This is a genomic window from Agromyces sp. S2-1-8 (assembly GCF_021129215.1).
Taxonomy (GTDB): Bacteria; Actinomycetota; Actinomycetes; order Actinomycetales; family Microbacteriaceae; genus Agromyces; species Agromyces chromiiresistens.
This window is the reverse complement of sequence record NZ_JAJOLP010000001.1, coordinates 2,922,123-2,938,677: the sequence shown is the minus strand read 5'-3', so window position 1 is coordinate 2,938,677 and position 16,555 is coordinate 2,922,123. Positions and strand designations below refer to the sequence as shown.

General features: G+C 65.6%; 11 protein-coding genes and 3 rRNA genes. 12 read left to right on the top strand and 2 right to left on the bottom strand.

Going from position 1 to position 16,555, the window contains the following annotated elements:
• Positions 1-11 precede the first annotated feature (11 nt).
• From argF to LR269_RS13470, 3 genes are read left to right on the top strand one after another with little or no spacing between them, the layout of a single operon-like run.
• Positions 12-941, top strand: a complete 930-nt coding sequence (gene argF / locus LR269_RS13480; protein ID WP_231431276.1) for an ornithine carbamoyltransferase — start codon at positions 12-14, stop codon at positions 939-941.
• Positions 941-2,374, top strand: coding sequence for an argininosuccinate lyase (argH, locus tag LR269_RS13475; RefSeq protein WP_231431275.1), 1,434 nt, complete (start codon positions 941-943; stop codon positions 2,372-2,374). The genes argF and argH overlap by 1 nt, the downstream gene beginning before the upstream one ends.
• Positions 2,371-2,997 carry a DNA-3-methyladenine glycosylase gene (locus tag LR269_RS13470; RefSeq protein WP_308191676.1) on the top strand — a complete coding sequence of 209 codons (627 nt, stop codon included), beginning with the start codon at positions 2,371-2,373 and terminating at the stop codon, positions 2,995-2,997. Before argH ends, LR269_RS13470 begins: the two co-directional genes overlap by 4 nt.
• A gap of 36 nt (positions 2,998-3,033) precedes the next feature.
• On the opposite strand, the gene LR269_RS13465 is transcribed toward LR269_RS13470, so the two are convergent.
• Both LR269_RS13465 and LR269_RS13460 read right to left on the bottom strand, forming a co-directional pair.
• Entirely contained in the window at positions 3,034-3,639 is a 606-nt protein-coding gene (locus tag LR269_RS13465) for a hypothetical protein (RefSeq protein WP_231431273.1), read from the bottom strand.
• A complete protein-coding gene (locus LR269_RS13460; RefSeq protein WP_231431272.1) occupies positions 3,636-4,256 on the bottom strand; it encodes a DNA-binding protein in 621 nt (206 codons plus the stop codon). The genes LR269_RS13465 and LR269_RS13460 overlap by 4 nt, the downstream gene beginning before the upstream one ends.
• Positions 4,257-4,365: 109 nt before the next feature.
• Between LR269_RS13460 and tyrS the strand changes: the two genes are divergently transcribed.
• The 9 genes from tyrS (at position 4,366) to LR269_RS13415 (ending at position 16,548) form a co-directional block, all read left to right on the top strand.
• The gene (gene tyrS / locus LR269_RS13455) at positions 4,366-5,667 is read left to right on the top strand and encodes a tyrosine--tRNA ligase (RefSeq protein WP_231431271.1); all 1,302 of its coding nucleotides are present in this window, start codon (positions 4,366-4,368) and stop codon (positions 5,665-5,667) included.
• A gap of 575 nt (positions 5,668-6,242) precedes the next feature.
• Positions 6,243-7,774 (top strand): 16S ribosomal RNA (locus LR269_RS13450).
• Between the two features lie 454 nt (positions 7,775-8,228).
• Positions 8,229-11,334 (top strand): 23S ribosomal RNA (locus LR269_RS13445).
• Positions 11,335-11,529: 195 nt separating this feature from the next.
• A 5S ribosomal RNA gene (rrf, locus tag LR269_RS13440) occupies positions 11,530-11,646 on the top strand.
• Together the 16S, 23S and 5S rRNA genes form the textbook arrangement of a ribosomal RNA operon.
• A 129-nt stretch (positions 11,647-11,775) precedes the next feature.
• The gene (locus LR269_RS13435; RefSeq protein WP_231431270.1) at positions 11,776-13,584 is read left to right on the top strand and encodes a primosomal protein; all 1,809 of its coding nucleotides are present in this window, start codon (positions 11,776-11,778) and stop codon (positions 13,582-13,584) included.
• Positions 13,559-14,605, top strand: coding sequence for an HAD-IIA family hydrolase (locus LR269_RS13430; RefSeq protein ID WP_231431269.1), 1,047 nt, complete (start codon positions 13,559-13,561; stop codon positions 14,603-14,605). The genes LR269_RS13435 and LR269_RS13430 overlap by 26 nt, the downstream gene beginning before the upstream one ends.
• A 37-nt stretch (positions 14,606-14,642) precedes the next feature.
• Positions 14,643-14,831 (top strand): hypothetical protein, encoded by a 189-nt coding sequence (locus LR269_RS13425; RefSeq protein ID WP_231431268.1) that lies wholly within the window; start codon positions 14,643-14,645, stop codon positions 14,829-14,831.
• The gene (locus LR269_RS13420; protein ID WP_231431267.1) at positions 14,828-15,637 is read left to right on the top strand and encodes a TlyA family RNA methyltransferase; all 810 of its coding nucleotides are present in this window, start codon (positions 14,828-14,830) and stop codon (positions 15,635-15,637) included. Before LR269_RS13425 ends, LR269_RS13420 begins: the two co-directional genes overlap by 4 nt.
• Positions 15,592-16,548, top strand: coding sequence for an NAD kinase (locus tag LR269_RS13415; protein ID WP_374201128.1), 957 nt, complete (start codon positions 15,592-15,594; stop codon positions 16,546-16,548). The genes LR269_RS13420 and LR269_RS13415 overlap by 46 nt, the downstream gene beginning before the upstream one ends.
• The last annotated feature ends 7 nt before the right edge of the window (positions 16,549-16,555 follow it).

Sequence of the window (16,555 nt, the reverse complement as noted above, 5' to 3'; positions counted from 1 at the left end):
GAACGGACCGCATGACCCGCCACTTCCTCCGCGACGACGACCTCACGCCCGCAGAGCAGGCCGAGGTGCTCGACCTCGCCGCACGTCTCAAGGCCGACCGTTACTCCGCGCGCCCGCTCGAGGGACCGCAGACGGTCGCCGTCATCTTCGACAAGACCTCGACCCGCACGAGGGTCTCGTTCTCCGTCGGCATCGCCGACCTCGGCGGCGTGCCCCTCGTGATCAGCTCGAGCGAGAGCCAGCTCGGCGGCAAGGAGTCGGTCGCCGACACCGCCCGCGTGCTCGAGCGGATGGTCGGGGCGATCGTCTGGCGCACGTTCGATCACGCAGGTCTCGAGGAGATGGCCGCCGGAACCGCGGTGCCCGTCGTCAACGCACTCAGCGACGACTTCCACCCCTGCCAGCTGCTCGCCGACCTGCAGACCATCCGCGAGCGGAAGGGCGCGCTCGCAGGGCTCACCCTCGCCTACTTCGGCGACGGGGCGAACAACATGTCCCACTCGTATCTGCTCGCTGGCGCGACCGCGGGCATGCACGTACGCATCGCGGCACCCGCGGCGTACGCCCCGCGGCCCGACATCGTCGACGACGCGATCCGCATCGCCGCGTCCACGGGCGGCTCGGTGCTCGTCACCGACGACGCGAGCGCGGCGGCGAACGGCGCCGACGTGGTCGTGACCGACACCTGGGTGTCGATGGGGCAGGAGGACGAGAAGGCCGAGCGGCTCGCGACGTTCGGCGACTACCGGGTGACCGAGGCGATCATGGCCGAGGCCGGCGACGACGCGATCTTCATGCACTGCCTGCCCGCCTACCGTGGCGTCGAGGTCGACGGGGCGGTCATCGACGGCCCGCAGTCCGTCGTATGGGACGAGGCGGAGAACCGCCTGCATGCCCAGAAGGCGCTGCTGACCTGGCTCCTCGACCGGAAGGACGCATGATGACCACCGAGCACGGTACGAACGAGGGATCGCTCTGGGGCGCCCGCTTCGCGACGGGCCCATCGCCCGAGCTCGCCCGGCTCTCGAAGTCGACGCACTTCGATTGGCAGCTCGCGGGATACGACCTCGCCGGCTCGCGTGCGCACGCGCGTGCGCTCGCCGCGGCCGGCTACCTCGACTCTGGCGAGCTCGCCGCGATGCTCGCGGGCCTCGACACGCTCGAGGCCAAGGTGATCTCGGGTGATCTCGTCGCGGCCGAGGGCGACGAAGACGTGCACGGCGCGCTCGAGGCGGCGCTCATCGACGTCGTCGGCCCCGAACTCGGTGGCAAGCTGCGCGCCGGTCGCAGTCGAAACGACCAGATCGCCACGCTCGTGCGCCTCTACCTGAAGGACCACGCGGCGACGATCGGGCAGCAGCTCGTGCACCTCATCGACGCCCTCGCGGCTCAGGCCGACGCCCACCGCGACGCGATCATGCCCGGCCGTACGCACCTCCAGCACGCGCAGCCGGTACTCCTCGCGCACCACCTGCTCGCCCACGCCTGGGCGCTCTCGCGCGACCTCGAGCGAATCGTCGACTGGATGAAGCGCGCAGACGTCTCGCCGTACGGCGGGGGAGCACTCGCCGGCTCGACGCTCGGCCTCGACGCGGCCGCCGTCGCCCGCGACCTCGGGCTCGCAGCGCCGGCCGAGAACTCGATCGACGGCACCGCGAGCCGCGACGTCGTGGCGGAGTTCGCGTTCGTCACCGCCATGATCGGCATCGACCTGTCGCGCATCTCCGAGGAGATCATCCTCTGGAACACGCGCGAGTTCGGCTTCGTCACGCTCGACGACGGGTTCTCGACGGGATCGTCGATCATGCCGCAGAAGAAGAACCCCGACATCGCCGAGCTCGCCCGCGGCAAGTCCGGTCGCCTCATCGGCAACCTGACGGGGCTGCTCGCCACGCTGAAGGCCCTCCCGCTGGCGTACAACCGCGATCTGCAGGAGGACAAGGAGCCCGTGTTCGACTCGGTCGAGACGCTCGAGGTGCTGCTGCCCGCGTTCACGGGCATGGTCGCGACCCTGACCTTCCACACCGACCGCATGGCGGAGCTCGCGCCCGCGGGGTTCTCCCTCGCGACCGATGTCGCGGAATGGCTCGTGAAGCGGCACGTGCCGTTCCGCGATGCCCATGAGATCACGGGCGCGCTCGTGCGCTACGCCGAGCAGCACGGTCTCGATCTCGACGCCGTCGACGACGCCGCGCTCGCGGCGATCTCGCCCCACCTCACGCCGGAGGTACGCGAGGTGCTCACGATCGAGGGCTCCGTCGCCAGTCGCGACGGCGTGGGCGGCACGTCGCCGGATCGTGTCGCCGATCAGTTCGCCCGCCTCGCGGAGCGGGTGCGTCATCTCGTGGCCGGACTGCCGGAGGCGTCGAACTGACGCAGCTGATCACGCCCGACCGGTCGTTCTTCGAGCAGGACCCGGTGCAGCTCGCGCCGCTCCTGCTCGGGGCGGTGCTCGCGTACCGGTCGTCCGACGGCGAGGTCGCGATCAGACTGTCGGAGGTCGAGGCCTACCGCGGCGTGGGGGAGGACCCCGGGTCGCACGCGTTCCGCGGACGTACGCCGCGCAACGCCGTGATGTTCGGCGAGCCGGCGCACCTCTACGCGTACTTCAGCTACGGCGTCCACGTCTGCCTCAACATCGTCGCGCGACCCGCCGGGACCTCCTCGGCGGTGCTCCTGCGCGGGGCGACCGTCGTCGCTGGCATCGACGTCGCGCGACGGCGTCGACCCGGTGTCAACGATCGCGACCTCGCTCGCGGCCCGGGACGGCTTGCGAAGGCGCTCGGCGTTCCGCTCGACGCGGACGGCAGCGACCTGCTCGCGGCGCCGTTCGGGCTGCGTCTGCCGGCGACCCCGCTGCACCACGTGAACGGTCCCCGCACCGGAGTGAACGGGGCGGGCGGCGGCAGTGCCTATCCCTGGCGGTTCTGGCTGCCGGGCGACGAGGGCGTCTCGCCGTACCGACGACACGCGGGCGCCGTCGATCCGACCGGCTGAGCCGTCGGTCGCGAGGGCCGGCGACGACGGGATGGCTCAGCTGATCGCGAGGTGCACGACGAGTGCGGCCGCACAGGCCCAGATGAGGCTGGCGAAGGTGCCGATGATGAACCGCTCGCGAGCCTCGGGGGCTTCGAGCTCGGTGAACCGGCCGACGCCCTTGACGGCCACGACGATCGCGAGCGCCTCCGGGAACCCGGCGATGATGGCGCCCGCCGAGGCGATGCGTTCGAGCACGCCGATCGTGAGGCCGCCGCGCAGCACCTCGCGCCGTCGTTCGGTCGTCTGCAGGCCCGGAGCGGCGCTCGGGTCGACACGGCGGTCGGTGACGATGATGCCGCCGTGCAACCCCGGCGAGACCGCGCCGCCCATCGCGAGCTCGAGGGCGGTGCCCGCCGCCGCGCTGCCGCCGAAGACCGCGATCGCGAGCCCGAGCAGGACGACGATCGGCGCGAGTCCGAACGGGGCGGTCGTGGTCGCGGTGGCTGCGGCGACGAGGGCGATGCCCAGGGTGCCGGTCGCGAACCAGATGTAGGCCCGCCTCGGCTTGAGCGAGGCGAGCACCGAGAGCACGGTGGCCGCGGCGAGCGAGATGAGCAGGGCCGACCAGGTGATCGCGTCGGCGAGGACGATGAGGTTCATGCGCGAGCTTCCGTCGAGGCATCCAGATGCTCAAGCAGCCTAGCGAGCGCAGGAGCCGCATCGAGCTCGGCGCGGATGTTCGCCGACTTCATGCGTGAGCTGATCGCGGGTGCGCTCACGCCGAGTTCGTCGGCGATGTCGGTCTGCCGCGCGCCGGCGACGATGCGGTCGTAGACCTCCCACCCCTGATCGGAACGGCGTTCGCGCAGCAGCAGGGCGAGGGTGAAGAGCGCCTCGACGTCAGCGGCGCTCGGCCCGCCGGTCACGTCGCCGCCGGCCTCGACGGCGATCCGCGGCGAGCTCTTCTTCGCTCGTTCGACGGCGTCGCGGGCGGCGAAGAACGCCTCGCCGCTCGCCTCCCTGATGTCCTCGGGCAGCGGTTCGCGCACCGGACCGCAACCGATCCCGACGCTCCAGCCGCCGTCGCGCGTGAGGTCGAAGACGACGTCGACGACCGTCCGCCCGTCGCGGGTGAGGAGCTGGATCTCGTCGCCGGCGTTGCGGGCGACCGGAAGCAGGAGCGCCGCGCCGTGCGCAGCTTGGATGCGGTCGCGGGCCGCTCCGGCGAGATCGGCCTTGGTCCGGCTGGCCACTTGGTCTGCGGTGACGACGATCATCTCGGCTCCTTCACCTTGAATCCTTCACTCGATACAAGATAAGCATACAGGGCTAATTCAGTATCGCTTAGTGATGCAGCCTGATCCGGAGCGCTGATACTCTGACGGGGTGTCAGACCCCGTGATCCTCTCCACCCAGCAGAACGACGCCTCATTCGACGACGTCTGGGACGAGCTCGTCTGGCGCGGCCACGTGCACGTGTCGACCGACCAGGCCGCGCTGAAAGAGCTCCTCGCGGGCGAGCCGATCACGTATTACTGCGGGTTCGACCCGACGGCGCCGAGCCTGCACCTCGGCAACCTCGTCCAGCTCATCGTCATGCGCCGGCTCCAACTCGCCGGTCATCGGCCGCTCGGCCTGGTCGGCGGTTCGACCGGTCTCATCGGCGACCCGCGCCCGACCGCCGAGCGCACCCTCAACACGAAGGAGACCGTGGCCGAGTGGGTCGGTCGCCTGCAGGGGCAGGTCTCACGATTCCTCTCCGCCGAGGGTGAGAACCCGGTGCGTCTGGTGAACAATCTCGACTGGACCGCCGGGCTCAGCGCGATCGACTTCCTGCGCGACATCGGCAAGCACTACCGCGTCGGCACGATGCTCAAGAAGGACGCGGTCGCCTCGCGACTGAACTCCGATGCCGGCATCAGCTACACGGAGTTCAGCTACCAGTTGCTGCAGGGCTACGACTACCTCGAGCTGTTCCGGCAGTACGGCTGCCTGCTGCAGACCGGCGGAAGCGACCAGTGGGGCAACCTCACGAGCGGTACCGACCTCATCCACCGGGTCGAGGGCCGGAGTGTGCACGCGATCGGCACGCCGCTCGTGACGAACGCCGACGGCACCAAGTTCGGCAAGAGCGAGGGCAACGCGATCTGGCTCGACGCCGACATGTGCAGCCCGTACCGCTTCTACCAGTTCTGGCTCAACACCGACGACGCCGACGTGATCGCGCGACTCAAGGTCTTCACGTTCCTCAGCCGAGCGCGCATCGAGGAGCTCGCGGCCGCGGTCGAGAACGAGCCGTTCCGTCGCGAGGCCCAGCGCGTACTCGCCTCCGAGGTCACCACCCTGGTGCACGGGGCGGATGCCACGGCCGCGGTCATCGCCGCATCGCAGGCGCTGTTCGGACAGGGCGATCTCGCTTCGCTCGACGCCGCGACGCTCGAATCGGCGTTGCGCGAGCTGCCCAACACGACCACGTCGCCCGACGCGCCGATCGCCCAGGTGCTCGCCGACACCGGACTCGTCGCGAGCGCGAGCGAGGGGCGGCGCGCGATCGCGCAGGGTGGTGTCTCGCTCGACAACGTACGCGTCGACGACGAGAAGGCGACGCTCGCCGACTTCGTCCGTCCGGGGGCGATGGCGGTGCTTCGCCGGGGCAAGAAGACCATGGCCGGCGTCTTCGTCGTGTGACGAGTTCCGTTCGGCCGACGGCCCCGCATCGCAGCCCGCGATGCGGGGCCGTTCCGCATCCAGCCTGCGCCGGCTCGCGGGCCGGCTCCCGACCGCCGATGTCGTCATCGGAGTCGGGCGCGAGAACCGCGGATTTCCGGGCGACACGCCCGGGATGCATCGTCGAGTTGCGAGGGTGCCGCCATCTCCGTAAAGTATTCATTCGTTGCCCCACAGGAGCGGAGAGCGGAAAGGCCGAGAGCCCCCGCGGATCCTCCTCAAGCGGCACGATGATTCCGAGCCAGACAGTTTTCTACGCCTGGCTTGAAGCATCCGGGTGCGTCCTCATGGGATGACCGGGTGGGAACTACAACGAAGCTCCGGATGATCGGCCTGATCTTGGTCGTGAAGCGGGTGCGTCCGTTCCTTGAGAACTCAACAGCGTGCACTATGTTCAATGCCAATTTATTGAACCCCAGCCGGTCTTTGGATCGGTGGGATTCCTTTGATTGATGGACAATTTGATTTTTTGAAGTCAGTTGTTTCTCTGTCAGTGATTTGAACTCCTCGATGCCTTTGGGTGTTGGGAACCATTTTTTTTGGAGAGTTTGATCCTGGCTCAGGACGAACGCTGGCGGCGTGCTTAACACATGCAAGTCGAACGATGAACCAGGTGCTTGCACTTGGGGATTAGTGGCGAACGGGTGAGTAACACGTGAGTAACCTGCCCTGGACTCTGGGATAAGCGTTGGAAACGACGTCTAATACCGGATAGGACCTTGCACCGCATGGTGTGGGGTGGAAAGTTTTTCGGTTTGGGATGGACTCGCGGCCTATCAGCTTGTTGGTGAGGTAATGGCTCACCAAGGCGTCGACGGGTAGCCGGCCTGAGAGGGTGACCGGCCACACTGGGACTGAGACACGGCCCAGACTCCTACGGGAGGCAGCAGTGGGGAATATTGCACAATGGGCGCAAGCCTGATGCAGCAACGCCGCGTGCGGGATGACGGCCTTCGGGTTGTAAACCGCTTTTAGTAAGGAAGAAGGGGCCCTTTGGGTCTTGACGGTACTTGCAGAAAAAGGACCGGCTAACTACGTGCCAGCAGCCGCGGTAATACGTAGGGTCCGAGCGTTGTCCGGAATTATTGGGCGTAAAGAGCTCGTAGGCGGTTTGTCGCGTCTGCTGTGAAATCCCGAGGCTCAACCTCGGGCCTGCAGTGGGTACGGGCAGACTTGAGTGGTGTAGGGGAGACTGGAATTCCTGGTGTAGCGGTGGAATGCGCAGATATCAGGAGGAACACCGATGGCGAAGGCAGGTCTCTGGGCACTTACTGACGCTGAGGAGCGAAAGCGTGGGGAGCGAACAGGATTAGATACCCTGGTAGTCCACGCCGTAAACGTTGGGCGCTAGATGTGGGGACCTTTCCACGGTTTCCGTGTCGTAGCTAACGCATTAAGCGCCCCGCCTGGGGAGTACGGCCGCAAGGCTAAAACTCAAAGGAATTGACGGGGGCCCGCACAAGCGGCGGAGCATGCGGATTAATTCGATGCAACGCGAAGAACCTTACCAAGGCTTGACATATACGAGAACGCGCCAGAAATGGTGAACTCTTTGGACACTCGTATACAGGTGGTGCATGGTTGTCGTCAGCTCGTGTCGTGAGATGTTGGGTTAAGTCCCGCAACGAGCGCAACCCTCGTCGCATGTTGCCAGCACGTTATGGTGGGAACTCATGTGAGACTGCCGGGGTCAACTCGGAGGAAGGTGGGGATGACGTCAAATCATCATGCCCCTTATGTCTTGGGCTTCACGCATGCTACAATGGCCGGTACAAAGGGCTGCGATGTCGTAAGGCGGAGCGAATCCCAAAAAGCCGGTCTCAGTTCGGATTGAGGTCTGCAACTCGACCTCATGAAGTCGGAGTCGCTAGTAATCGCAGATCAGCAACGCTGCGGTGAATACGTTCCCGGGCCTTGTACACACCGCCCGTCAAGTCATGAAAGTCGGTAACACCCGAAGCCGGTGGCCTAACCCTTGTGGAGGGAGCCGTCGAAGGTGGGATCGGTGATTAGGACTAAGTCGTAACAAGGTAGCCGTACCGGAAGGTGCGGCTGGATCACCTCCTTTCTAAGGAGCAACTCAGAAGCTTTCGGGTTTCTGCAGTGCATACCAGATCAAGGCCGAGTGTGTCTTGCTGGTTGCTCATGGGTGGAACATTGACATAGGTATCCAGGCCAATGGTTCTGGTTCAGTACGCCTCGCTTCGGTGGGGTTGGAACGACTGGAGTTTGCGGGTTGGGTACGTGCACGCTGTTGGGTCCTGAGGGACCGGACATGGCCATCACCTTTCGGGGTGTGGTTGGGGATGGTTTCCCTTCAGGCCTTCATCGATGCCGGCGGTTGCTGGTGGGTGTGGGGGTTCTGGCCGTCTGTTGAGAACTACATAGTGGACGCGAGCATCTTAGATTGACCCTTCGGGGTCGATCACAAGATTTCGATCACATGCCCTTTCGGGGGTGTGTGTGACTAATCATTGGTCGCCGCCGGCTTTCGGGCTGGTGGCTTCTTATAACTCATGTGATTTCAAGTTTCTAAGAGCAAACGGTGGATGCCTTGGCATCTGGAGCCGAAGAAGGACGTCGTAATCTGCGATAAGCCTCGGGGAGCTGATAAACGAGCTGTGATCCGAGGATTTCCGAATGGGGAAACCCCGCCAGGCCCTTTGGGTGACCTGGTGACTCCCGCCTGAATATATAGGGCGGGTAGAGGGAACGTGGGGAAGTGAAACATCTCAGTACCCACAGGAAGAGAAAACAACCGTGATTCCGTGAGTAGTGGCGAGCGAAAGCGGAAGAGGCTAAACCGGTCATGTGTGATACCCGGCAGGGGTTGCATGGTCGGGGTTGTGGGACCTTTCGGACTGTACTGCCGTGCAGTCACGGTGACGCGTGTGCGATAGACGAACCGGATTGAAAGCCGGACCGGAGTGGGTGTGAGTCCCGTAGTCGAAATCGTGCACGGCCCGGAGAGGTATCCCAAGTAGCACGGGGCCCGAGAAATCCCGTGTGAATCTGTCAGGACCACCTGATAAGCCTAAATACTCCCAGATGACCGATAGCGGACAAGTACCGTGAGGGAAAGGTGAAAAGTACCCCGGGAGGGGAGTGAAATAGTACCTGAAACCGTTTGCTTACAAACCGTTGGAGCCTCCTTGTTGGGGTGACAGCGTGCCTTTTGAAGAATGAGCCTGCGAGTTAGTGATCTGTGGCGAGGTTAACCCGTGTGGGGCAGCCGTAGCGAAAGCGAGTCTGAATAGGGCGATTCAGTCGCAGGTCCTAGACCCGAAGCGAAGTGATCTATCCATGGCCAGGTTGAAGCGACGGTAAGACGTCGTGGAGGACCGAACCCACTTCAGTTGAAAATGGAGGGGATGAGCTGTGGATAGGGGTGAAAGGCCAATCAAACTTCGTGATAGCTGGTTCTCTCCGAAATGCATTTAGGTGCAGCGTTGCGTGTTTCTTGCCGGAGGTAGAGCTACTGGATGGCCGATGGGCCTCAACAGGTTACTGACGTCAGCCAAACTCCGAATGCCGGTAAGTGAGAGCGCAGCAGTGAGACGGTGGGGGATAAGCTTCATCGTCGAGAGGGAAACAACCCAGACCACCAACTAAGGTCCCTAAGCGCGTGCTAAGTGGGAAAGGATGTGGAGTTGCACAGACAACCAGGAGGTTGGCTTAGAAGCAGCCACCCTTGAAAGAGTGCGTAATAGCTCACTGGTCAAGTGATTCCGCGCCGACAATGTAACGGGGCTCAAGCACGCCACCGAAGTTGTGGCATTGACATTTGTGGTAGGCCTTCGTGGTCCAGCCGTGTTGATGGGTAGGAGAGCGTCGTGTGCCGGGTGAAGCGGCGGTGGAAACCAGCCGTGGACGGTACACGAGTGAGAATGCAGGCATGAGTAGCGAAAGACGGGTGAGAAACCCGTCCTCCGGAAGACCAAGGGTTCCAGGGTCAAGCTAATCTGCCCTGGGTAAGTCGGGACCTAAGGCGAGGCCGACAGGCGTAGTCGATGGACAACGGGTTGATATTCCCGTACCGGCGAAGAACCGCCCACATGAAATCAGGAGTGCTAAGCATCCCAATCCGCGTGGATCCCTTCGGGGACGATCGCGAGGCGGCATGCGACCCCATCTGGTGGAGTGAGCGTATTAACAGGTGTGACGCAGGAAGGTAGCCCAGCCCGGGCGATGGTTGACCCGGGGCAAGCGTGTAGGCCGAACCGTAGGCAAATCCGCGGTTCATCAAGGCTGAGACGTGATGCGGATGAAAAGTGGGTGATCCTATGCTGCCGAGAAAAGCATCGACGCGAGGTTCTAGCCGCCCGTACCCCAAACCGACTCAGGTGGTCAGGTAGAGAATACCGAGGAGATCGAGAGAATCGTGGTTAAGGAACTCGGCAAAATGCCCCCGTAACTTCGGGAGAAGGGGGGCCCGAACCGTGAATGGACTTGCTCCAGGAAGCGGGGAGTGGCCGCAGAGACCAGTGGGAAGCGACTGTTTACTAAAAACACAGGTCCGTGCCAAGTCGCAAGACGATGTATACGGACTGACGCCTGCCCGGTGCTGGAAGGTTAAGAGGACCGGTTAGCCGCAAGGCGAAGCTGAGAATTTAAGCCCCAGTAAACGGCGGTGGTAACTATAACCATCCTAAGGTAGCGAAATTCCTTGTCGGGTAAGTTCCGACCTGCACGAATGGCGTAACGACTTCCCAGCTGTCTCAACCGCGAACTCGGCGAAATTGCAGTACGAGTAAAGATGCTCGTTACGCGCAGAAGGACGGAAAGACCCCGTGACCTTTACTACAGCTTGGTATTGGTGTTCGGTGTGGCTTGTGTAGGATAGGTGGGAGACTGTGAAGCTGGCACGCTAGTGTCGGTGGAGTCGTTGTTGAAATACCACTCTGGTCACTCTGGATATCTAACTTCGAACCGTGATCCGGTTCAGGGACAGTGCCTGGTGGGTAGTTTAACTGGGGCGGTTGCCTCCCAAAAAGTAACGGAGGCGCCCAAAGGTTCCCTCAACCTGGTTGGCAATCAGGTGGCGAGTGTAAGTGCACAAGGGAGCTTGACTGTGAGACTGACAGGTCGAGCAGGGACGAAAGTCGGGACTAGTGATCCGGCAGTGGCTTGTGGAAGCGCTGTCGCTCAACGGATAAAAGGTACCTCGGGGATAACAGGCTGATCTTGCCCAAGAGTCCATATCGACGGCATGGTTTGGCACCTCGATGTCGGCTCGTCGCATCCTGGGGCTGGAGTAGGTCCCAAGGGTTGGGCTGTTCGCCCATTAAAGCGGTACGCGAGCTGGGTTTAGAACGTCGTGAGACAGTTCGGTCCCTATCCTCTGCGCGCGCAGGAAATTTGAGAGGATCTGACCCTAGTACGAGAGGACCGGGTTGGACGAACCTCTGGTGTGCCAGTTGTTCCGCCAGGAGCACCGCTGGTTAGCTACGTTCGGAATGGATAACCGCTGAAAGCATCTAAGCGGGAAGCCGGCCTCAAGATGAGATTTCCATCCCCTTCGGGGGGAGAGGCTCCCAGCCAGACGACTGGGTTGATAGGCCGGATGTGGAAGACAGGACTAACGACTGTCGGAGCTGACCGGTACTAATAAGCCGATAACTTGATTATCACTACACCCACACGATTTGAACTCATTCAAGTAAAGGCCGTGTGCGTGGCCCTGATGACTCGCGTCCACTCTGTGGTTCCCAACAGACGGAAACACAAACTCAACACAGAACAAACACACCCCACACCAAGGGGTGTGTACACCGAGACCACCAAACCCACCCACCAAGGGTGAACACGGTTTGGTCCTAGAGTTTCGGCGGCCATAGCGCGAGGGAAACGCCCGGACACATTCCGAACCCGGAAGCTAAGACTCGCAGCGCCGATGGTACTGCAGGGGGGACCCTGTGGGAGAGTAGGACACCGCCGGACATTCTTTGAATGGCCACCCCCTGTGCTCAATAGCGAGCACAGGTGGGTGGCCATTATTCGTTAACAGCGGATCTGGCGCGGCCCGGCAGTACGGTTGAGTCGACGAGACTCCCATTCGACAGGAACATCGTGAGCGATTCGAACAAGGACCGAGACGGCCAGGAGCGACCCCAGCGGAGCGGCGGCTCGTCGGGTCAGCGAGGATCCGGTTCGACTGCCGGCCGCAAGCCGTATGGCGACCGGGACGCGAAGCGCCCGTATGGCAGCAGCGGTGATCGGAAGCCGTACGGTGACCGGGACAAGAAGCGATCGTACGGCGATCGGGATGCGACACGCTCGCACGGCGGCAGCGGTGATCGCAAGCCGTACAGTGACCGGGACGCGAAGCGCCCGTACGGTGGTCGCGATGAACGGAAGCCCTATGGCGACCGCGACCAGAAGCGTCCGTACGGTGGTCATGATGATCGCAAGCCGTACGGCGACCGCGACCAGAAGCGTTCGTACGGCGACCGCGACGCGACCCGTTCGCACGGCAGCAGCGGCGACCGCAAGCCCTACGGCGACCGCAAGCCCTACGGTGACCGCGACCAGAGGCGGTCCTACGGCGATCGCGACGCGAAGCGCCCGTACGGTGCCCGGGATGACCGCAAGCCGTATGCCGACCGGGATCAGAAGCGTTCGTACGGCGACCGCGACGCGACCCGTTCGCACGGCGGCAGCGGCGACCGCAAGCCGTACGGCGATCGCGATGCGAAGCGCCCGTACGGCGGTCGTGATGACCGCAAGCCCTACGGTGACCGCGACCAGAGGCGGTCCTACGGCGATCGCGACCAGAAGCGCCCGTACGGCGGCCGGGATGACCGGAAGCCCTATGGCGACCGCGACCAGAAGCGCCCGTACGGCACGCCCGGTTCCGGCCACGCAGGCGGCCGGCACGACGGCGATCGCCGTGGGGCACCGACCGAGGCGTCGCACGAGCGGCACGGCGCGGCCGACCTTCCGGTGCGTCCGCGGCACGACGATCCGTTCCTGCCTGCGGAGATCGAAGCCCGCCAGCTCGACAAGGTGGCCCGCGCCGAGCTCAAGACCCTGAGCAAGGAGAACGCGGACTGGGTCGCACGGCATCTCGTCGCGGCATCCGAGTACCTCGATGACGACCCCGAGCTCGCGCACCAGCACGCGATGTCGGCTGCCCGCCGGGCGGGGCGCATCGCGGTGGTGCGCGAGACCCTTGCGATCACGGCATATGCGACGGGCGACTTCTCGCTCGCACTTCGCGAGTTGCGCACCTACCGTCGCATCTCCGGCAACAACGACCAGCTTCCGTTGATGGTCGACAGCGAGCGCGGCGTCGGTCGTCCCGATCGCGCCCTCGAGGTCGGTCGCGCGGTGGACCGCAACGAACTGCCGGTGGCCGTGCAGGTCGGCTTGGCGATCGCGATGTCCGGTGCGCGGCTCGACCTCGGCCAGCCGGAGCTCGCGCTCGCGGAGCTCGAGATCCCGCAACTCGACCCCGATCGCGCCTTCTCGTACAGCCCCGCGCTGTTCTCCGCCTACGCCGAGGTGCTCGAAGAGCTCGGACGCGACGGCGACGCCTCCCGATGGCGTGTGCTCGCCGCGCGCGCCGAAGCCGCGTTGGCGGGTCCGGCCGAGGCCGAGCTCATCGAGATCTTCGAGCTCGAGTCCGACGAGCCCGCCGACGCCGAAATCGATGACCAGGCGTTCGAGGCCGACGTCGAGATCGGGAACGAGGAGCACGTCGCGGACGGCGACGCCGCGATCGATGAGCTCGTCGAGTCGTCGGAGGACACGGCGTCGGGCGACCCCGGAGACGTGCTCGAGGACGACGTCCGAGCGGTGCTCGCCGAAGGCGACGCTCTCGACGGCGAAGACGCGACCGAGGACTCCGCCGATGGCGCTGTTCCGAGCGAGGACTGAGCCCACGACACCGCTCGACGGCGTCGACGCGGTGTTCGCCGATCTCGACGGCGTCGTCTACGCGGGCGCCGGCGCGATTCCGCATGCGGTCGAGAGCCTCAACCTCGCGAAGCGTTCGCGAGCGGTCGGGTACATCACGAACAACGCGTCGCGCAGCGACGCCTCCGTCGCGGGCCACCTCACCGACCTCGGCCTCGAAGCGGCGCCGAACGATGTCGTCACGTCGCCCCAGGCGGCCATGCGACTCCTCGAGGGCCACGTCGCGCCGGGCGCACTCGTGTTCGTCGTCGGCGGCGAGGGCATCGAGGTCGAGTTGCGCAAGCGCGGCTATCGGGTGACGCGGTCGGCCGACGACGGCCCCGATGCCCTCGTGCAGGGGTTCACCCCCGAGATCGGCTGGAAGGACCTCGCCGAGGCCGCGTTCGCCCTGCATGCCGACGACCCGGGCATCGACGGCGCGGATGCCTCGCGCGGAGGCATCCCGTGGATCGCGACGAACATGGACTGGACCATACCCGTCGCCCGCGGCATCGCCCCCGGCAACGGCACCCTCGTCTCGGCCGTGCACACGGCGGTCGGACGACTGCCCCTCGTCGCCGGCAAGCCCGAGACGCCGATCTTCGACGAGGCGCGCCGGCGGTTCGACGCCGCGAACCCGCTGGTGGTCGGCGACCGACTCGACACCGACATCCTCGGGGCGAACCGGGCCGGGATGGCGAGTGCGATCGTGCTCACGGGCATCGACCGGGCGAAGCAGCTGCTCGCCGCCGATGCGGCCAGCCGACCCGACTTCATCCTCTCCGACCTGCGGGGACTTCACGAGCCCTATCCGACGGTCGAGCGCGTGCGGGGCGACGTGGTGAGGGTCGGCGCGGCTCGCGTGCGCCTCGCCGGCAACCGCGTCGAGATCGTCGCCGAGGGCGACGGCGGCCTCGACCTCCTGCGCGCGGCGTGCGCGACGATCTGGGAGTCGGGCATCGGCATCCATGTGCTCGACGTCCCGGCGCGCCTCTACGCGTGATCGACCGCGTGTCGTGCGCGCGAGGTAGCGTGGTCGGGTGAGCATCGACCACGAGCACGACCCGAGCGACTCCTCCGACGAGGTGGCCGAGGGCACCAGGGCCGCCCTGGCCGACATCGAGGGGCTCCCGATCGAGGAGCGCGCGCCGGGTTACGAGGCGCTGGCCGCGCGCCTCCGCGAGGAACTCGAGCAGTCCGACCCGTCGGGCGCATCTCGGTCGTCATGAGCCACGAGCGTCTCGATGCCGCCCTCGCGGCGCGCGGTCTCGTGCGTTCGCGCACGCAGGCGGCCGCACTCATCGCCGAAGGGCGGGTGTCGGTCGACGGTCGCCCCGTCGTGAAGGCGTCGTTCAAGGTCGGGCCGGACGTGCTGCTCTCGGTCGAGGCATCCGACCACTACGTCAGCCGTGCCGCGCACAAGCTGGTCGCCGCGCTCGACGGATTCGCCGTCGACCCGGCGGGCCGCGTCGCGCTCGACGCTGGCGCGTCGACCGGCGGCTTCACCCAAGTGCTGCTCGAACGCGGTGCGCGCACCGTGCTCGCCGTCGACGTCGGCCACGGCCAGCTCGCGCCGGAGCTGCACGGCGCGCCCGGTCTGGTGCTCGTCGAGGGCTGCAACGTTCGCGGGCTCACGCCCGATTCGCTCGCGGCGGCGACGGGCGTCGACGAGCGTCCCGCCCTCGTGACCGCCGACCTCTCGTTCATCTCGTTGACGACCGTGCTGCCCGCACTGCGCGCGACCGCGACGGCCGACGCAGACCTCGTGCTCCTCGTGAAGCCGCAGTTCGAGGTCGGCCGCGGGGGAGTACGTGAGGGGATCGTCCACGATCCGGCACTGCGCTCGGAGGCGGTCATGAACGTGCTGTGGGCCGCGCACGACCTCGATCTCGGCACCGTCGGCGTCCTGTCCTCCCCAATCGCCGGCTCGCACGGAAACCGCGAGTTCCTCGTCCACCTTCGGGCGACGGGCGGTGCGAATCCGACAGAATGGTCGGGTCGGGTCGACGCGCTGACGAGAGGAGAGCACGGGTGAACGACGCACGCCACTTCCTCGTGGTCTCGCACACGGGCCGGCAGTCCGCGCTCGAGGCGACGGGGGCGGTCTGCACGCAGCTGCTCGCCGCGGGCGCCGTGCCGGTGATCGCCGCCGAGCACTGGGAGGACGTGCACGCCTTCGTGCCCGAGCTCGACGGCGGCGTCGTGCGCTTCGAAGACACCGATCCCGCAAGCATCGAGCTCGTGATCGTGCTCGGCGGCGACGGTACGATCCTTCGCGCGGCCGAGCTCATCCGCGACCACCCCGTGCCGCTGCTCGGCGTCAACCTCGGTCACGTCGGGTTCCTCGCCGAGAGCGAGCGCGACGACCTCGGCTACACCGTCTCCCGGGCGCTCTCGCGCGACTACGTCGTGGAGGAGCGCATGACCCTGTCCGTGCGGGCGAAGGTCGGCTCCGAGGTCGTGTACGAGAGCTGGGCGCTCAATGAGGCGACCGTCGAGAAGGCCGAGCGCGAGCGCATGCTCGAGGTCGTGATCGAGGTCGATCGCCGGCCGCTCTCGTCGTTCGGCTGCGACGGCGTCGTCATGTCGACGCCGACGGGTTCGACCGCCTATTCGTTCTCGGCGGGTGGGCCGGTCGTGTGGCCGAGTCTCGAGGCCCTGCTGCTCGTGCCGCTCAGCGCGCACGCGCTGTTCGCCCGCCCGCTCGTGGTCGGTCCCGAGTCGTCCCTCGCGGTCGAGATCCTGCAGCGCACCGAGACCGCGGCCGTCATCTGGTGCGACGGGCGGCGCACATTCGACCTGCCGCCCGGGGCCAGGGTGATCGTGCGCCGCTCCGACACCCCTGTGCGGCTGGCACGGCTCCATGAGGCGCCGTTCACCGACCGGCTCGTGAACAAGTTCCAGTTGCCGGTGACGGGGTGGCGCGGGCCGGCGGGCCGCGAATGAGCACGAG

Excerpts from the sequence above, each read along its gene's own strand:
- argH (WP_231431275.1), top strand. The coding sequence starts at position 941 with ATGACCACCGAGCACGGTACGAACGAGGGATCGCTCTGGGGCGCCCGC.
- LR269_RS13430 (WP_231431269.1), top strand. The coding sequence starts at position 13,559 with ATGGCGCTGTTCCGAGCGAGGACTGAGCCCACGACACCGCTCGACGGC.
- LR269_RS13415 (WP_374201128.1), top strand. The coding sequence starts at position 15,592 with ATGGTCGGGTCGGGTCGACGCGCTGACGAGAGGAGAGCACGGGTGAAC.
- argF (WP_231431276.1), top strand. The coding sequence starts at position 12 with ATGACCCGCCACTTCCTCCGCGACGACGACCTCACGCCCGCAGAGCAG.
- LR269_RS13465 (WP_231431273.1), bottom strand. The coding sequence starts at position 3,639 with ATGAACCTCATCGTCCTCGCCGACGCGATCACCTGGTCGGCCCTGCTC.
- LR269_RS13420 (WP_231431267.1), top strand. The coding sequence starts at position 14,828 with ATGAGCCACGAGCGTCTCGATGCCGCCCTCGCGGCGCGCGGTCTCGTG.
- LR269_RS13460 (WP_231431272.1), bottom strand. The coding sequence starts at position 4,256 with ATGATCGTCGTCACCGCAGACCAAGTGGCCAGCCGGACCAAGGCCGAT.